The 16,235-nt window shown below is 63.7% G+C and carries 12 protein-coding genes; 2 read left to right on the top strand and 10 right to left on the bottom strand.

What is annotated here, in order from left to right:
• Positions 1-164 precede the first annotated feature (164 nt).
• Together IFT57_RS15835 and IFT57_RS15830 are read left to right on the top strand one after the other, a co-directional pair.
• Complete coding sequence (locus IFT57_RS15835) at positions 165-1,181, top strand: extracellular solute-binding protein (protein WP_192152000.1); 1,017 nt, start codon at positions 165-167, stop codon at positions 1,179-1,181.
• Positions 1,178-2,731, top strand: coding sequence for an ABC transporter permease (locus IFT57_RS15830; protein WP_192151999.1), 1,554 nt, complete (start codon positions 1,178-1,180; stop codon positions 2,729-2,731). The genes IFT57_RS15835 and IFT57_RS15830 overlap by 4 nt, the downstream gene beginning before the upstream one ends.
• Before the next feature lie 560 nt (positions 2,732-3,291).
• Here the strand turns inward: IFT57_RS15830 and IFT57_RS15825 are convergent.
• From IFT57_RS15825 to IFT57_RS15780, 10 genes are all read right to left on the bottom strand, one after another.
• A complete protein-coding gene (locus IFT57_RS15825; RefSeq protein ID WP_192151998.1) occupies positions 3,292-5,226 on the bottom strand; it encodes a methyl-accepting chemotaxis protein in 1,935 nt (644 codons plus the stop codon).
• A gap of 144 nt (positions 5,227-5,370) precedes the next feature.
• Entirely contained in the window at positions 5,371-6,660 is a 1,290-nt protein-coding gene (locus tag IFT57_RS15820; RefSeq protein WP_122714620.1) for an adenylosuccinate synthase, read from the bottom strand.
• A gap of 54 nt (positions 6,661-6,714) precedes the next feature.
• Entirely contained in the window at positions 6,715-7,902 is a 1,188-nt protein-coding gene (locus IFT57_RS15815) for an ATP phosphoribosyltransferase regulatory subunit (protein ID WP_192151997.1), read from the bottom strand.
• A 235-nt stretch (positions 7,903-8,137) separates the two neighbouring features.
• Positions 8,138-9,007: a protease modulator HflC gene (hflC, locus tag IFT57_RS15810; RefSeq protein ID WP_122480370.1), complete on the bottom strand. Its 870-nt coding sequence runs from the start codon at positions 9,005-9,007 to the stop codon at positions 8,138-8,140.
• Complete coding sequence (hflK, locus tag IFT57_RS15805) at positions 9,007-10,191, bottom strand: FtsH protease activity modulator HflK (RefSeq protein WP_122714618.1); 1,185 nt, start codon at positions 10,189-10,191, stop codon at positions 9,007-9,009. The genes hflC and hflK overlap by 1 nt, the downstream gene beginning before the upstream one ends.
• Before the next feature lie 96 nt (positions 10,192-10,287).
• Positions 10,288-11,589 (bottom strand): ribosome rescue GTPase HflX, encoded by a 1,302-nt coding sequence (gene hflX, locus IFT57_RS15800; protein ID WP_192151996.1) that lies wholly within the window; start codon positions 11,587-11,589, stop codon positions 10,288-10,290.
• A 12-nt stretch (positions 11,590-11,601) separates the two neighbouring features.
• The gene (hfq, locus tag IFT57_RS15795; protein WP_043191144.1) at positions 11,602-11,862 is read right to left on the bottom strand and encodes an RNA chaperone Hfq; all 261 of its coding nucleotides are present in this window, start codon (positions 11,860-11,862) and stop codon (positions 11,602-11,604) included.
• Positions 11,863-11,956: 94 nt separating this feature from the next.
• A complete protein-coding gene (gene miaA, locus IFT57_RS15790; RefSeq protein ID WP_192151995.1) occupies positions 11,957-12,928 on the bottom strand; it encodes a tRNA (adenosine(37)-N6)-dimethylallyltransferase MiaA in 972 nt (323 codons plus the stop codon).
• Between the two features lie 2 nt (positions 12,929-12,930).
• On the bottom strand, positions 12,931-14,826 hold the full coding sequence (gene mutL, locus IFT57_RS15785; RefSeq protein ID WP_122480374.1) for a DNA mismatch repair endonuclease MutL: 1,896 nt from the start codon (positions 14,824-14,826) through the stop codon (positions 12,931-12,933).
• On the bottom strand, positions 14,826-16,235 hold the full coding sequence (locus IFT57_RS15780; protein ID WP_192048115.1) for an N-acetylmuramoyl-L-alanine amidase: 1,410 nt from the start codon (positions 16,233-16,235) through the stop codon (positions 14,826-14,828). The genes mutL and IFT57_RS15780 overlap by 1 nt, the downstream gene beginning before the upstream one ends.

Below are 16,235 nucleotides of genomic sequence, written 5' to 3'. Positions count from 1 at the left end.
CGCGAAACAGGCGACGTGGTCTTCCTGATACACCCCAGGGCGCCCTTCGCGGCCGATGACTGCTGCCACCGAAAAGCGTTGTGTGGATCAGGAAGGCCACCTGAGAACCTATATCGTTTACAATTGTTTCAAGATCCGCTGCCCTGCCGTAAGGAAGTTGCCCCATGCCCACACGAACCCTCCGGTCCCTTTTTCGCGCTTTGGCTGCCTGCCTGCTGGGCACGGCACTGGCCGCCCCGCTAGCCCTGGCCGCCGACAAGGTGGAGCTGACCCTCTACAACGGTCAGCACAAGGAAATAGGCGAGGCCATTGCACAGGCCTACGAGGCCAAGACCGGGATTCACGTCAATGTCCGCAAGGGCAGCAGCAATCAATTGGCCAGCCAGGTAATGGAAGAAGGCGAACGCTCCCCGGCGGACCTCATCTACACCGAAGAATCACCCCCTCTGAACAATCTGGGCGAGAAAGGCTTTCTGGCCAAAATCGACGCCAGCACCTTGAACATGCTACCGCCTGAATACGTTGCCAAGGACGGTTCGTGGATGGGCGTCACCGCTCGCGTACGCGTGGTGGCCTACAACCCAAAGCTGATCGACGAGAAAGACCTGCCCGAAACGGTACTGGAGTTCGCCGAGCCGCAATGGCAGGGCAAGGTCGGCTTCGTGCCCACCAGCGGCGCTTTCCAGGAGCAGGCCGTGGCCATCATCAAGCTGCACGGTCGCGAAGCCGCCGAGGAATGGCTGACCGGCCTGCGCGCCTTCGGTAAGACCTACACCAACAACATGGTCGCCCTCAAGGCAGTGGAAAACGGCGAAATCGCCACCGTCCTGGTAAACAACTACTACTGGTTCGCACTCCAGCGCGAGAAAGGCCAGCTCGACTCCAAACTGCATTACTTCAGCAACGGCGACGCCGGCGGCCTGATCACCATTTCCGCTGCTGCGGTCCTCAAGTCCAGCAAGCATCCGCGCGAAGCCCAGGCGCTGCTTGCCTACATGGCCAGCGAGGAAGGCCAGCGCGTCATCACCCAGACCACTGCCGAGTACCCACTGCACAAAGGCATGGTCTCGGACCGTGGCCTGAAGCCATTCGAAGAATTGCAGGCCCCAGCCATCACCCCAGCGGACATCGGCAACGCCGAGGACGCCCTGGACCTGGAACGGGACGTCGGCCTGAATTGACCACTTCTCTCGTCGTGCCTGCAGGGCGGCGCAAGCGCCCCTCGATCTGGGTGCTCGTACCCGTCCTGCTGCTGGTCGGGCTGAGCCTGCTGCCTCTGCTCTACGTTGGCCTGAAGGCGTGGCAAGCCGGCCTGCATGAAGCCATCAGGCTGCTGTGGCGCCCCTACGTGCTGCGTTTGCTGGGCAACACCCTGATGTTGATGGCCGGGGTGACCGCAGCCTGCGTGATCATCGGTGTGAGCCTGGCCTGGCTGTTGGAGCGCAGCGACCTGGCCGGCCGACGTCTCTGGGGCGTCATCCTCTGTCTGCCGTTCGCGGTACCCGCCTTCGTCAGCGGCTTCACCTGGGTTTCGCTCAGCTCGCGATTCGAAGGATTGGGCGGCGCCATTCTGGTCATGACCCTGTCGAAATACCCGCTGGTGTTTCTGCCAGTCGCCGCCACATTGCGCAACCTGGACACTTCTTTGGAGGAATCGGCGCGTACGCTGGGGCAGAACCGCACGGGGGTGTTCTTCAAGGTCACGCTGCCGCTGCTGTGGCCGGCGGTGCTGGGCGGGGCGCTGCTGATCGCGCTGCACATGCTGGTGGAGTTTGGCGCCCTGTCGATCCTGGGTTTGCAGACCTTCACCACAGCGATCTATCAACAGTTCGAACTGGAATTCAGTAACACCAATGCGGCAATGCTGTCGGCGCTGTTGCTGGTGCTGTGCCTATTGCTGCTGTGGCTGGAGCTGAAGGTTCGTGGCAATGCGCGTCACATTCGCACCGGTCAGGGCGCTGCCCGCCGTGCAACGCCGTTGCGGCTCGGTGCCTGGCGCGTGCTTGCGCAGTTGTATTGCCTGCTGCTGGTGGTCGTTGGCAGCGGGGTGCCGCTGGCCATGCTGGGCTATTGGCTGGTGAAAGGCTCGTCGGCGGCCTTTCCCGCAGCGGCCATCGGCGAGGCACTGTTGACCTCGTTGGCATTGGCCCTGGGCGGCGCCGCGCTTTGCCTGGCGCTGGCATTGCCCGTGGGGCTGCTGGTGGTGCGCCACCGGGGCCGCCTGGCCATCTGGGCAGAACGCTTGCCCTACCTGCTGCATGCACTACCAGGGCTGGTTATCGCTTTGACGCTTGTGTATTTCGCCCTGCACTACGTTCCGGCGATGTACCAGACCACAGGGCTGCTGTTGCTGGCCTACGCGCTGCTGTTTCTGCCCCTGGCGCAGGCGCCAGTGCGCACGGCGCTGAACAAGGCTGCGCCTGCGCTCGAAGAAGCGGCACGGACCTTGGGCGCCACGCCGCTCACCGCGTTCTGCCGGGTGACGCTGCCGATCATCTTCCCGGCAATGGCGGCGGCATTCGCGCTGGTGTTCCTCGATGGCATGAAGGAACTGACCGCCACGCTGGTGTTGGCCCCGACTGGCATGACGACGCTGGCAACCGAGGTGTGGTCGCACACCTCGAACATGGAGTTCGCCGCGGCCGCGCCGTACGCGGCATTGCTGATCCTGATTTCCGGCGTACCGGTGTACCTGCTTACCACCCGTATGTACCTGAATCGCACCTCCTGACCCGAGGCTCGTCAGACAGACCGCAGCGCGGCCTTCGCGGCCGATGACCGCTCCTACAATGAAGCCACGCAATCCTGTAGGAGCGGTCCGTGGCCGCGAAAAGGGCGTCGCGGTTCGTCAGCCAGACCGCGGCGCGGCCTTCGCGGCCGATGACCGCTCCTACAATGAAGCCACGCAATCCTGTAGGAGCGGTCCGTGGCCGCGAAAAGGCGCCGCGGTTCGTCAGGCAGACCGCAGCGAGGCCTTCGCGGCCGATGACCGCTCCTACAATTAAGCCACGCAATCCTGTAGGAGCGGTCCGTGGCCGCGAAAAGGCGCCGCGGTTCGTCAGGCAGACCGCGGCGCGGCCTTCGCGGCCGATGACCGCTCCTACAGTGAAGCCACGCAATCCTGTAGGAGCGGTCCGTGGCCGCGAAAAGGCGCCGCGGTTCTTCAGACAGACCGCAGCGCGGCCTTCGCGGCCGGTGACCGCTCCTACAGTGAAGCCACGCAATCCTGTAGGAGCGGTCCGTGGCCGCGAAAAGGGCGTCGCGGTTCGTCAGCCAGACCGCAGCGAGGTCTCAAGCGCGGAACTGGCCCAGGCTGGCTTTGAGCTGGGCAGCGAGCTTGTCCAGCTCTCGGCTGCTGGCCGTGGTCTGCTGTACGGCGAACGCTGCTTTTTCTGCCTGGGCGTGAATCACCTGCACCCTGCCCTTCACAGCCTGCGCGCCTCGTGCCTGCTGTTCGGCAGCCTGGGTTGCCAGGCCGATCGCCGAGTGAACCTGCTCGACCGAAGCCTGTACCGCCTGTTGCAACCGGGCGCTGTCGCGCAGCACCGCCAGCCCTTCGTCCGCCTGCCGTCCGGCCTGGCCGATAGCCGCAACCGCCTCCCGCGCACCGGCCTGCAAAGCGCCGATATGGGCCTGGATATCGCCCGTCGAACTCTGCGTCTTGCTCGCCAGAGCGCGCACCTCGTCGGCGACCACGGCGAAACCGCGCCCGGTCTCACCGGCCCGAGCCGCCTCGATGGCGGCATTGAGCGCCAGCAGATTGGTTTGCTCGGCGATCCCATGGATCACTGTCAACACCACTTCGATCTGCTGGCTCTGCTCGGCGAGGCGCTCGATCACTTTGGAACCGCTCTGCACCTGGCCGGCCAACGCCTCGATCAACCCCCCAACCTGTTGCGAGGCACGGGTATTGTCGTCGGTGGCCTTGCGAATCTGCGCCACCTGCTGCAAGGCCGACTGCATCGCCTGGCTCTCGGCCTGAGCCTCATCGGCCATCTGCGACAGGTCGTGCAGGCTCTGCGCCACTTCATCGCGCTGCAGTTGGGCGGCGTCATCGGCACCGGCGTTGCGCTGAGCCATGCTGCCGATCTCGACGCCGGTCTTGTGCGCCACCTCGCCCGCCTCACGAACGATAGGCTGCAGCTTGTCGACAAACCGATTGACCGCCGCCGCCATGTCGCCGATTTCGTCACGGCTGTGGATCGCTACCCGCTTGGTCAGATCACCCTCACCCGCAGCGAGGTCGTCCAGTGCGCCGACCAGCAGACGCAGGCGATGCACCACGCGCCGCCCCAGTACCGCGGCCAGCACCACCAGCATGACCATGCCGACCAAGGCCAGACACAGCCCAATGCGCCAGCGCAACTGCGCCGCAGCGGCCTGCACGGTGCTGTGTGTATTGGCCTGCATGGTCGCTGCCGCCGATTCCGCCGACTGCAGACGCGCCTGCAGCGCCTTGGCGCTTTCAGCCGAGGCGCCCTGCAGACTTTCGCCCACCAACTGCCCCGCACTGGCAATCAAAGCCGCGAACCGCTTGTCCAGCTCGGCCACTTCGGCTTCCACACCGGTGCGCGAAACAGCCATCAACACCCGGCCGATCTCCGCGCCATTGGGGTTGATCGAGGCCTCGACATAGATCACCGCCGGGTCTGTCTTGGCCGCATTGAGCACCTTGTCCAGAGCTCGCTCACCGGTACCCTTGGCCAGCAGCGCCTGGTTGATGGGATTGTCGCGGTTCAAGTAGCGGGTCAAGTGCTCGCCCTGAGCGTCGTTGTAGATCACGAACAGTACGTTGGGATTGCGCTGGGCGCGGCGGGCGAACTCGGAAAGCGTTGGTACATCGTTGTCCCACATTGCCCGCGGCGCGACCGAGGCCAGCAATTCGGCCATATCGGTGGCCGATTCCTGCAGGTCCTTGTCCAGTGTGGCGCGGATCTGCGCCTGCTCGCCGGTCAGACGTGCCGACAAACCGGCACTCAGGCGCTGGCGGGTATTGTCCGAAAGACTTTCCAGGCCGGAAGACACTTCCGCGCTCGCGCTTTGCAGCTCGCCCGTCAGCCGCTGGCTATCCTGAGCCATGCGACGGTCCAGGTCCGATTCAAGCGCGGTGACCGTGCTTCGGGTCAGCGCAATGGCGGCCAGCACCTGCACCAAAAGAGCGATGCCCAAGGCGATGAAGACCGGACGCAGCAAACGGCTGCGCAGAAGATAAAGGACAGCGGACATGTGGATCCCCTTTTTATTGACGCCATTCTGATGATGGCGCCTGATTGAGGACTCACACAGCAAAGGCCGTGCCGAGAAGGTTTGTCTGTTGCTTGAACGACAAAGGGCCCCGAAGGGCCCTGTGCTGTGTTGCGCGAACCGCTGTCAGCCGAACGGGTGACGCAGCACGATGGTTTCGTTACGGTCCGGCCCGGTCGAGATGATGTCGATCGGTGCGCCGATCAGCTCCTCGACACGCTTGATATAGGCACGGGCGTTGGCGGGCAGCTCTTCCAGGGTTTTGGCACCCACGGTCGACTCGCTCCAACCCGGCACTTCTTCGTACACGGGCTGCAGGCCCACGTAGCTGTCAGCGTCCGTAGGGGCTACGTCTTTGCCTTCTGCATCTTTGTAACCGGTGCAGATATTGATGGTTTCGAGACCATCGAGTACGTCCAGCTTGGTCAGGCAGATGCCCGAGATGCTGTTCACGTCGATAGCGCGACGCAGGATGACAGCGTCGAACCAGCCACAACGACGAGCACGGCCGGTGGTCGCGCCAAATTCGTGGCCCTGCTTGGCCAAGTGCGCACCGACCTCGTCGAACAGCTCGGTCGGGAACGGACCCGAACCGACACGGGTGGTGTACGCCTTGGTGATGCCCAGGATGTAGTCCAGGAACATGGGACCAACGCCCGAGCCGGTCGCAACGCCACCCGCAGTGGTGTTGGAACTGGTCACGTACGGGTAGGTACCGTGGTCGATGTCCAGCAGCGAACCTTGGGCGCCTTCGAACATGATGTCCTTGCCGGCGCGACGCAGGTCGTGCAGTTCGGCAGTCACGTCCAGCATCAGCGGCTTGAGCAGCTCGGCGTATTCCTTGCACTCGGCCAGGGTCTTTTCGAACTCGATGGCCGGCTCTTTGTAGTAACCCACCAGCATGAAGTTGTGATAATCCACCAGCTCACGCAGCTTGTCTTCGAAGCGCGGCATGTTGAGCAGGTCGCCCACACGCAGGCCGCGACGGGCAACCTTGTCTTCATACGCGGGGCCGATGCCGCGACCGGTGGTGCCGATCTTCAGCTCGCCGCGGGCCTTCTCACGGGCCTGATCCAGCGCCACGTGGAAAGACAGGATCAGCGGGCAGGACGGGCTGATACGCAGGCGCTCGCGCACCGGTACGCCTTTCTCTTCCAGCTTGGTGATCTCGCGCATCAACGCATCAGGTGCAACTACCACACCATTGCCGATCAGACATTGGACGCCTTCGCGCAGCACGCCCGACGGGATCAGGTGCAGGACGGTTTTCTCACCGTCGATGACCAGCGTGTGGCCGGCGTTGTGACCGCCTTGATAGCGCACCACCGCGGCAGCATGTTCGGTCAGCAGATCAACGATCTTGCCTTTGCCCTCATCACCCCATTGGGTGCCCAGGACTACGACATTCTTACCCATAACACTTGTCCTCATTCGCGCAAACTTGGTGCCGGCAGCGGCCGGCGGGAAAACTCAAGAGGCCAGTGGCAGCACTTGCCATTGCCCGTTCTGCTGAATCAATTGACAGTCGCAATCTGCCTCGCCGGCAGCCTCGATCGTCTGTCCCGGCAAGGCCTGGACCACGCGCCGGCCCTCGCGGCGCAGCTCGCAGACTGCCTGCCACAGAGCCGCATCGGTGCTGTCAGGCATCCAGACGCCACCAGCAGGCACTTCGATCCGGGCCCGACCCAGCGTCACCAGGGACTTGAGGTCCGTGGAGAAACCGGTTGCCGGGCGGGCGCGACCGAAGTCCGCGCCGATGTCGTCGTAGCGGCCGCCCTGGGCAATGGACTGGCCCATGCCTGGAACGAACACGGCGAACACCACGCCGGTGTGATAGTGATAACCGCGCAACTCGCCCAAGTCGAAGTACAGCGGCAATTGCGGAAAACGCAACGACAGCCGTTCGGCAATCGCCAGCAGGTCGTCCAGCGCGGTCATCACCGGCGCCGGTGCATTGGCCAGGCGTACCTTGGCCTGCGCCAGCACTTCGCGACCGCCACACAGGTCAACCAAGGCACGCAGCATCTGGGCAAGGTCCGCTTGCAGCCCTTCGGTGAGGACGATCACTTCGTCGATGGCCTTGCGCTGCAGGGCATCGAACAACTGTTGCTCGACATCGCCCGACAGACCGGCCGCACGGGCCAGGCCGCGGTAGATGCCGACGTGGCCCAGATCCATGTGCACGTCTGGCACATCGGCCATTTCCAGCATGGTCAGCATCAGGCTGATGACTTCAACGTCGCTGCTCGGACTGGCGTCGCCATACAGCTCGGCACCCAGCTGGATCGGGCTGCGCGAACTGGACAGTGCCCGCGGCTGTGCATGCAGCACACTGCCGGCATAGCACAGGCGGTTCGGTCCTTCACGGCGCAGGGTGTGCGCATCGATGCGCGCCACCTGTGGCGTGATGTCGGCACGAAAGCCCATCTGCCGACCCGATTGCGGGTCGATCACCTTGAAGGTGCGCAGATCCAGATCCTGACCGGCACCGGTCAGCAGCGACTCGAGGTATTCGATGTGCGGCGTCACGACGAACTCGTAACCCCAGCTCTGGAACAGGTCCAACACCTGACGCCGCGCGACTTCGATGCGCGCAGCCTCGGGCGGCAGTACTTCTTCGATGCCATCTGGCAGCAGCCAGCGGTCTACCGTTGCCATTACGCCTTTCCCCTATGATCCGGGCGGCCTGCCGTCGGGCTAGCCTTGAGTGAAGCAGAAATCGCCCACCGCAAACAGGTCGCGGGGCAATGTCCTCATGAACCGGGCCTATGAATCGGCCGATCTATGTTGCAGACGCAAAAAAGCCGGGAATTTCCCGGCTGCCGCATCATACACACGTTTCGCCGATCGTTCACCCCGCCAAACGGTTAAACCGCCCGGCGGGGAAAGCCGATCAGGGCTTGTACTTCTCCATGAAGCGGAAGAAATCGCTCTTGGAGTCCAGCACCATCACGTCGCTCTTGTTGGCGAAGCTCTGGCGGTATGCCTGCAGGCTGCGGAAGAAGGAATAGAATTCCTGATCCTGTCCATAGGCCTGGGCGTAGATCGACGCTGCCTGCGCATCGCCGTCACCACGCGCTTCCTCGGACTCGCGATAGGCTTCGGCCAACAGCACGCGACGCTGACGATCGGCATCGGCACGGATGCCTTCTGCCAGTTCGTTACCCTTGGCACGGTGCTCGCGCGCCTCGCGCTCACGCTCGGTGCTCATGCGCTCGAACACGCTGCGGTTGACTTCCTTGGGCAGGTCGATGGCCTTGACGCGCACGTCGATGACCTCGATACCCAGCTCCTTGTCTGCCATGCGGTTGAGCGACGTGGTGATGTCGGACATCAACGCGTCACGCTCGCCCGACACCACTTCGTGCAGGGTACGCTTGCCGAACTGGTCACGCAGACCCGATTCGAGACGTCGCGACAGGCGCTCGTCGGCGATCTGCTTCATGCCGGAAGTAGCGGTGTAGTAGCGCTCGGCATCCTTCACACGCCATTTGGCATAGGCATCGACCATCACCGCTTTCTTCTCCAGGGTCAGGAACCGCTGGGTCGGGGCGTCGAGGGTCATCAGCCGCGCATCGAACTTGCGCACCTGGTTGACGTACGGCAGCTTCACATGCAGGCCAGGCTGGACATCGGCCTGAACCACGCGGCCGAATTGCAGGAGTACCGCACGTTCGGTCTGCGCAACGATGTAGAAGCAGTTCCATGCTGCCACCGCCAGAACGACGGTGACGACAAGGGCGATCACAGATTTATTGCCCATCAGCGACTCTCCCTTGAACGCATTTCACGCTGTTGCTGCTGCAGGTCGGCCGCAGCGCGTGCGCCGGCGGCGTCGCTGGCCGAAGCCGGCGTGCTGGCGGCAGGCGTGCTGCTGTTGTTGCGGTCGCCACCGACCATCTTGTCCAGCGGCAGGTAGATCAGGTTGTTCTGACCTTCCTTACTGGCCACCAGCACCTTGCTGGTGTTGCTGTATACGTCCTGCATGGTTTCCAGGTACAGGCGCTGACGGGTCACGTCGGGAGCCTTGCGGTACTCGGTGACCAGCTTGGTGAAGCGGTCGGCCTCACCCTTGGCGCGCGATACCACTTCGTCGCGGTAGCCGTTGGCATCTTCGATGATGCGCTGGGCCTGACCGCGAGCCTCGGGAATCACGCCGTTGGCATAGCCTTCGGCCTGGTTGCGCGAGCGCTGCTCGTCTTCCCGAGCGCGGATCACGTCGTCGAAGGCTTCCTGTACTTCACGCGGGGCTGCCGCGCTCTGCACGTTCACCTGGGTGACGGTGATACCGGTCTGGTAGGTATCGAGGAAACGCTGCAGGCGCTCCTTGATCTCGCCGGCCATCTGCTCGCGGCCTTCGGTCAGCACCTGGTCCATGGCGGTGGAACCCACCACGTGGCGCAGTGCGCTGTCGGTAGCATGCTGCAGGCTGATTTCAGGCTGGTCGACGCGCAGGACGAAGTCCTGCAGGTTGGTGATCTTGTACTGCACTGTCAGCGGCACTTCGACGATGTTCTCGTCTTCGGTGAGCATCTGCCCCTGCTTGGTATACGAACGCTCGCGCGTGACGTTTTCCAGGTACTTGCGGTCGATAGGCGGGAAATAGATGTTCAGGCCCGGACCCACCGTTTCATAGTACTTGCCGAAGCGCAGCACCACGGCTTGCTCCTGCTCGTCGACTACATACACCGCGCTGTACAGCCAGATCGCGCCAAGCACGGCAAGGCCGATGCCCAACAGGCCGAGTCCACCGCCCTTGGACGTGCCTCCGCCGTCGCCACCGCCACCTGTGCGTTTCTTTCCACCACCGAACAAACCGTTCAGGCTGTCCTGCAGCTTGCGGAAGGCCTCGTCGAGATCCGGTGGCCCCTTGCGGTCGCCTCCACGGCGTTTACCACCCCAAGGATCTTGATTGTTCGAGTTGCCACCCGGCTCATTCCAAGCCATAGCGCTCTCCATCTGATAAAGCAAAGACGCACCCACGGCGCGCCGACCAATGCTACAGAATGCCCGACATGACAGCACAGCTGCCACGCGAGGCTTTTATTGCAAAGTGTGTTGCTCGATGAATTCAGCGGGCTCCATGCCTTCGCGACTGACCAGGCGATTGAGCTCCGCACGTGGCAAACGTATTGCCAGCAAACTGCCACCCTGCTCATCATGCGCTTCGCTTTGCACCGCGCCCAGCGAAAACAGCTGTGCACGCAGGCGGCCCAGTGTCTGGCCCAGCTGCAGCGTGCCGACGAACAGGTCTTCGCCCAGCAACTCGGCGACCGCTTGCTTGACCAGTTCGAGGCCGCGCCCATCGCGCGCCGACACCCAGACCCTGACCGGCTTGCCGTCGGCATCGCGCTGTATCTGCGGCTCGACGTTCTCGAGCAGGTCGAGTTTGTTATACACCTCGAGGATCGGCAAGCCTTGCGCGCCGATCTCGGTGAGCACGGCCATGACCTGTTCGATCTGCGCCATGCGCTCGGGCTCATGGGCGTCGATCACGTGCAGCAGCAGGTCGGAGTTGCTCGACTCCTCGAGGGTGGCGCGAAACGCTTCGACCAGCTTGTGCGGCAGGTGGCGAATGAAGCCCACCGTGTCGGCCAGGATCACCGGCCCCAGGTCGTTCAATTCGAGTCGACGCAGGGTCGGGTCGAGGGTAGCGAACAACTGGTCGGCCGCGTACACCTCGGCCTGCGTGACGGCGTTGAACAAGGTCGACTTGCCGGCGTTGGTGTAGCCCACCAGAGACACCGACGGGATGTCGGCACGCCGGCGGCCGCGTCGTGCCTGCTCGCGCTGGCTGCGAACCTTTTCCAGGCGCTGCTTGATCTGGCGCAGGCGTACCCGCAGCAGACGCCGGTCGGTTTCCAGCTGGGTTTCACCCGGGCCGCGCAGGCCGATACCACCGCCCTGGCGCTCGAGGTGAGTCCAGCCACGAACCAGCCGCGTGCTCATGTGCTCGAGCTGGGCCAGTTCGACCTGCAGCTTGCCTTCATGGGTACGGGCGCGTTGCGCGAAGATATCCAGGATCAGACCGGTCCGGTCCAGCACGCGGCACTCGAAGACTTTCTCGAGGTTGCGTTCCTGGCTGGGTGTGAGGGTGTGATTGAAGATCACTAGATCGGCGTGCTCGGCCTTGACCTGGTCACGCAGCTCCTCGACCTTGCCGCTGCCGATCAGAAATTTGGCACTGGGCCGATGACGGGCGACATTGACGAATGCGACAGTTTCGGCGCCGGCCGAGATGGCCAGCTCCTGAAACTCCTGCGGGTCTTCGCGCGCCTCAGGGTCCTGACCATCCAGATGAACGAGGATCGCTCGCTCACCACCACCGTGGCGCTCAAAGAACAAGGCAGACTCCTATCAAGCGTTACCTGGGTCGGTGTCGCCCTGCTCGGATTCGGTCGCACTTGGCAGACGAATCGGACGCACCGGTACAACCGTGGAAATCGCGTGTTTGTAGACCATCTGGCTGACCGTGTTCTTCAGCAGGATGACGAACTGGTCGAACGATTCGATCTGGCCCTGCAACTTGATACCGTTCACCAGATAGATCGAGACGCCGACCTTCTCTTTACGCAAGGTGTTCAAGTAAGGGTCTTGTAGCGAATGCCCTTTTGACATGTGCCGCACTCCTTTAAGGATCAATAGTGGAAAAGCTTTGAAAAGATGAAGGCTCTGACCGTCAGACCCCAAGGATAGACGGCAATTGCGGGACTCAGCTCAATATGGAGGCCGAACCCAGGTATTTCAAGGTGCGAGGCAGATTGTCGCCGGCCAGGCTGTCGAGCCAGTGCAGATCGGCCCAACCGCGCAACCAGGTAAACTGCCGCTTGGCCAATTGGCGCGTGGCGATGATGCCGCGTTCGCGCATCTGCACCTCGGTCAGCTTGCCATCCAGATGATCCCAGACTTGCCGATAGCCCACCGCTCGTATAGACGCAAGCCCTGCATGCAAGTCACTTCGAGCACGCAAGGCAGTGACCTCGTCGACGAAGCCTTGTTCCAGCATTTGTCCGAAACGCACGGCAATTCGCTCATGCAGCACCGAGCGATCGGCGGGTGCGATTGCCAAGTGGGCCACAGTATAGGGCAATTGACCGCTTGCCAATGCGCCTGCCTCGGTACTTTGCGCAGATTGTCGCGCGCGCAGCTCGGTCATGCTCGAACCACTCACGCGGTAGACCTCCAGCGCTCGAATCAGACGTTGCGGATCGTTGGGGTGAATGCGCGCGGCAGACACCGGATCGACTGCGGCGAGATGGTCGTGCAATGCCTGCCAGCCTTCGCGAGCGGCCTGCGCTTCGAGGTCGGCGCGCACCTGGGCATCGGCGCCCGGCATGTCCGCCAGCCCTTCGAGCAGGGCCTTGAAATACAGCATGGTGCCGCCAACCAGCAGCGGGATGTTGCCCCGCGCGGTGATCTGCTCCATGGCTTGCAGGGCGTCGCGGCGAAAATCGGCGGCGCTGTAGCTTTGCGCCGGATCGAGGATGTCGATCAGTGCGTGCGGATGGGCGTCGAGCACCGCGCGCGACGGCTTGGCGGTGCCGATATCCATGCCGCGGTAGACCAGGGCCGAATCGACGCTGATCAGCTCGCACGGCAGCACCTTGCTCAGCTTGATGGCCAGGTCGGTCTTGCCGGCGGCGGTGGGCCCCATGAGGAAGATCGCCGGAGGTAGGCCACTCATGCTCAACGCCCGCGCAGGAAGAGTTTGTCCAGGTCGTCCAGACCCATCTGGGTCCAGGTCGGTCGGCCATGGTTGCACTGGCCACTGCGCTCGGTGTTTTCCATATCGCGCAGCAGGCCGTTCATTTCCGGAATGGCCAGGCGCCGGTTGGCACGAATGGCCCCGTGGCAGGCCATGGTGCCCAGCAATTCATTTAAATGGGCCTGGATACGGTCGCTGGTGCCGTACTCCATCAGGTCGGCCAGGACATCGCCGACCAGGCGATTGGCCTCGGCCTGTTTGAGCAGTGCGGGAATCTGGCGTATGGCCAGGGTTTCCGGACCCAGGCGTTGCAGCTCGAAGCCCAGGCGCTGGAACCACGCTGCGTGCTCTTCGGCGCAGTCCGCTTCGCGTTGGCTCATGGCCAGCGATTCGGGCACCAGCAAGGGCTGCCCGCTCAGCCCTTCGCTGGCCATGGCGATCTTCAGACGCTCGTACATGATGCGCTCATGCGCCGCATGCATATCCACCAGGACCAGCCCCTGGGCGTTTTCGGCCAGGATGTAGATCCCCTTGAGCTGCGCCAGCGCATAGCCCAGCGGCGGAATGTCACCCTGGCTCGGCGGCAGGCTGGGGATCGGCGCGGTGCTGCTGCCAGCAGTGGGCAACGGCGCGAAGAATTCCCGGTAGGCACTTTGCGCCTCGGCCACTGGCAGCGCAGCGGTCGGCCGCGGCGTGTATGAATAACCGCCGCTGGAACCACCACTCGACTGCGGTTGGGCCATCGGTGAGTGCAGCAGGTTGGCCGCCAGGCCCATTTCACCCTGAGGGCCGAACTCGCCTGCCTGGGCCCCGCTCGGCCGCAACGGCTGGGCCTGCGCCGGCGCGCTCGCCAACTGGTCTTCCGGACGTACATCGGCCAGCGCGCGGTGCAGTGTGCCGTAGAGAAAGTCATGCACCATGCGCCCGTCGCGAAAGCGCACTTCATGCTTGGTCGGGTGCACGTTGACGTCGACCACCGCCGGGTCCACTTCCAGAAACAGGACGAAGGTCGGATGACGGCCGTTGAACAGCACGTCGCGGTAAGCCTGCCGTACCGCGTGGGCCACCAGCTTGTCGCGCACCGCTCGGCCGTTGACGAAGAAGTATTGAAGGTCGGCCTGGCTGCGCGAAAACGTCGGCAAGCCTACCCAGCCCCACAGACGCAGCCCGTTGCGCTCGACCTCGATCGGCATCGCCTGTTCGAGGAACGCCGGCCCGCAGACCGCGGCGACCCGCCGTGCACGGGCGGTTTCGTCATGGGCCTCGTGCAAGCCGAGAATGCTCTTGCCGTTGTGCCGCAGGTGAAAGCCGACGTCGAAGCGCGCCAGCGCCAGGCGCTTGATGACTTCCTGCAGGTGGTCGAACTCGGTCTTTTCGGTCTTGAGAAACTTGCGCCGTGCAGGCGTATTGAAGAACAGGTCGCGCACCTCCACCGAGGTGCCCACTGGGTGCGCCGCAGGCTGCACGCGCGCATCCATGTCGCGGCCTTCGGTTTCCACCTGCCAGGCCTGATCGGCCGCCGCGGTGCGCGAGGTGAGGGTGAGCCGCGCCACCGAACTGATCGAGGCCAGTGCTTCGCCGCGGAAACCCAGGCTCATGACACGCTCGAGATCCTGCAGGTCGCGGATCTTGCTGGTGGCATGGCGAGCCAGGGCCAGGGGCAGGTCGTCGGCCGAGATGCCGCTGCCGTCATCACGCACGCGCAGCAGCTTGACGCCGCCCTGCTCGACCTCGATGTCGATGCGGCGGGCGCCGGAGTCCAGACTGTTTTCCAGCAGTTCCTTGATCACCGAGGCCGGTCGTTCGACCACCTCGCCAGCCGCGATCTGGTTGGCGAGCCGCGGACTGAGCAGCTCGATACGCGCCGATTCAACCATTACTGGGACGCCAGCGCTGTGCTGGGAATGGTGACTTCCTGGCCGATTTTCAATTCATCGGTTTTCAGGTCATTGGCGCTGCGCAAGGTGGCGATGCCCAGGTCGTAGCGCGCCGCCAGCATGGCCAGGGTTTCGCCAGGACGCACCACGTGAGTGCTGGGGCCACGGGCAATCTTGCCGGTGTCGCGCAACCAGGCCATGTAGGTGCCCGGCGGCGGGTTTTGCTGGAAGAACTGCTTCACGCCGGTACGGATGGATCGCGCCAGCGCCTGCTGGTGACCCGAGCTTTGCAGCTTGTTGGCTTCGTTGGAGTTGGAGATGAACCCGGTTTCCACGAGGATCGATGGGATGTCTGGCGATTTCAACACCATGAAGCCGGCCTGCTCGACCCGACGCTTGTGCAGCGGTGTCACCTGGCCAATGTTGCTCAACACTTTCTGGCCCACATTGAGGCTGGAAGTCAGCGAGGCGGTCATCGACAGATCCAGCAACACGCCGGCCAGCATGCGGTCCTTGTCATCCAGGCTGACGTTGCCGGCGCCACCGATCAGGTCCGAACGGTTCTCGGTGTCGGCCAGCCAGCGAGCGGTTTCCGACGTGGCGCCGCGCTCGGAGAGCGCAAACACCGAGGCACCGAAGGCCGCCGATGACGGCGCGGCGTCGGCGTGAATGGACACGAACAGGTCAGCGCCCTTCTTGCGGGCGATTTCGGTGCGCCCGCGCAGCGGAATGAAGTAGTCGCCGGTGCGCGTCAGCTCGGCGCGAAAGCCTTGTTCGGCGTTGATCTGGCGTTGCAGTTCCTTGGCGATCTGCAACACCACGTCTTTTTCGTGCTGCCCGCGCGGGCCCGAGGCGCCCGGGTCTTCGCCGCCGTGGCCGGCATCGATGGCGATGACGATATCGCGCTTGCCGTTGGGCACCGGAGTCAGCTTGATGGCCGGACGCGTCGGCGTCACCGGCACCGCCGGCGTGATTGCCACGGCCGGCTGGGGTGGCGTGGGCTCGGCATCGGCCGCCGAGTCGAACAGGTCGACCACCAGGCGGTTGCCATACTGCTGGTTGGGCGCAAGCGTGAAGCTTTTCGGGGTGATGGCCTTTTTCAGGTCGACCACCACGCGCAGATCGGTAGGCGTACGCTGTGCCGAACGCACGCTGGTGACGGGCGAGTCGCCAGGGGCCACGCTCAACGGACCGGCCGCAGTGGCGCCGTTGATGTCGATGACCAGTCGATCGGGTGACGACAGCGTGAACACACTGTGCTGGACGGGACCTGTAAGGTCGAATACCAGCCGGGTGTTGTCCGGCGCTCGCCACAAGCGCACGCTCTTGACTTGTGTAGCGGCCACGGCATTGACGACAAAACCCGTCAACATCAGACCAACGACCGCGACCAGCGCGCGAATGCGCAT

Source organism: Pseudomonas sp. CFBP 13719 (assembly GCF_014842095.1).
Lineage (GTDB): Bacteria > Pseudomonadota > Gammaproteobacteria > Pseudomonadales > Pseudomonadaceae > Aquipseudomonas.
The sequence above is the reverse complement of the archived record's forward strand: the minus strand, read 5'-3'. Positions and strand labels throughout refer to the sequence as shown.

Coding starts and splice junctions, on each gene's coding strand:
- IFT57_RS15835 (WP_192152000.1), top strand. CDS start 165: ATGCCCACACGAACCCTCCGGTCCCTTTTTCGCGCTTTGGCTGCCTGC.
- IFT57_RS15825 (WP_192151998.1), bottom strand. CDS start 5,226: ATGTCCGCTGTCCTTTATCTTCTGCGCAGCCGTTTGCTGCGTCCGGTC.
- IFT57_RS15820 (WP_122714620.1), bottom strand. CDS start 6,660: ATGGGTAAGAATGTCGTAGTCCTGGGCACCCAATGGGGTGATGAGGGC.
- IFT57_RS15815 (WP_192151997.1), bottom strand. CDS start 7,902: ATGGCAACGGTAGACCGCTGGCTGCTGCCAGATGGCATCGAAGAAGTA.
- hflC (WP_122480370.1), bottom strand. CDS start 9,007: ATGGGCAATAAATCTGTGATCGCCCTTGTCGTCACCGTCGTTCTGGCG.
- hflK (WP_122714618.1), bottom strand. CDS start 10,191: ATGGCTTGGAATGAGCCGGGTGGCAACTCGAACAATCAAGATCCTTGG.
- hfq (WP_043191144.1), bottom strand. CDS start 11,862: ATGTCAAAAGGGCATTCGCTACAAGACCCTTACTTGAACACCTTGCGT.
- miaA (WP_192151995.1), bottom strand. CDS start 12,928: ATGAGTGGCCTACCTCCGGCGATCTTCCTCATGGGGCCCACCGCCGCC.
- mutL (WP_122480374.1), bottom strand. CDS start 14,826: ATGGTTGAATCGGCGCGTATCGAGCTGCTCAGTCCGCGGCTCGCCAAC.
- IFT57_RS15780 (WP_192048115.1), bottom strand. CDS start 16,235: ATGCGCATTCGCGCGCTGGTCGCGGTCGTTGGTCTGATGTTGACGGGT.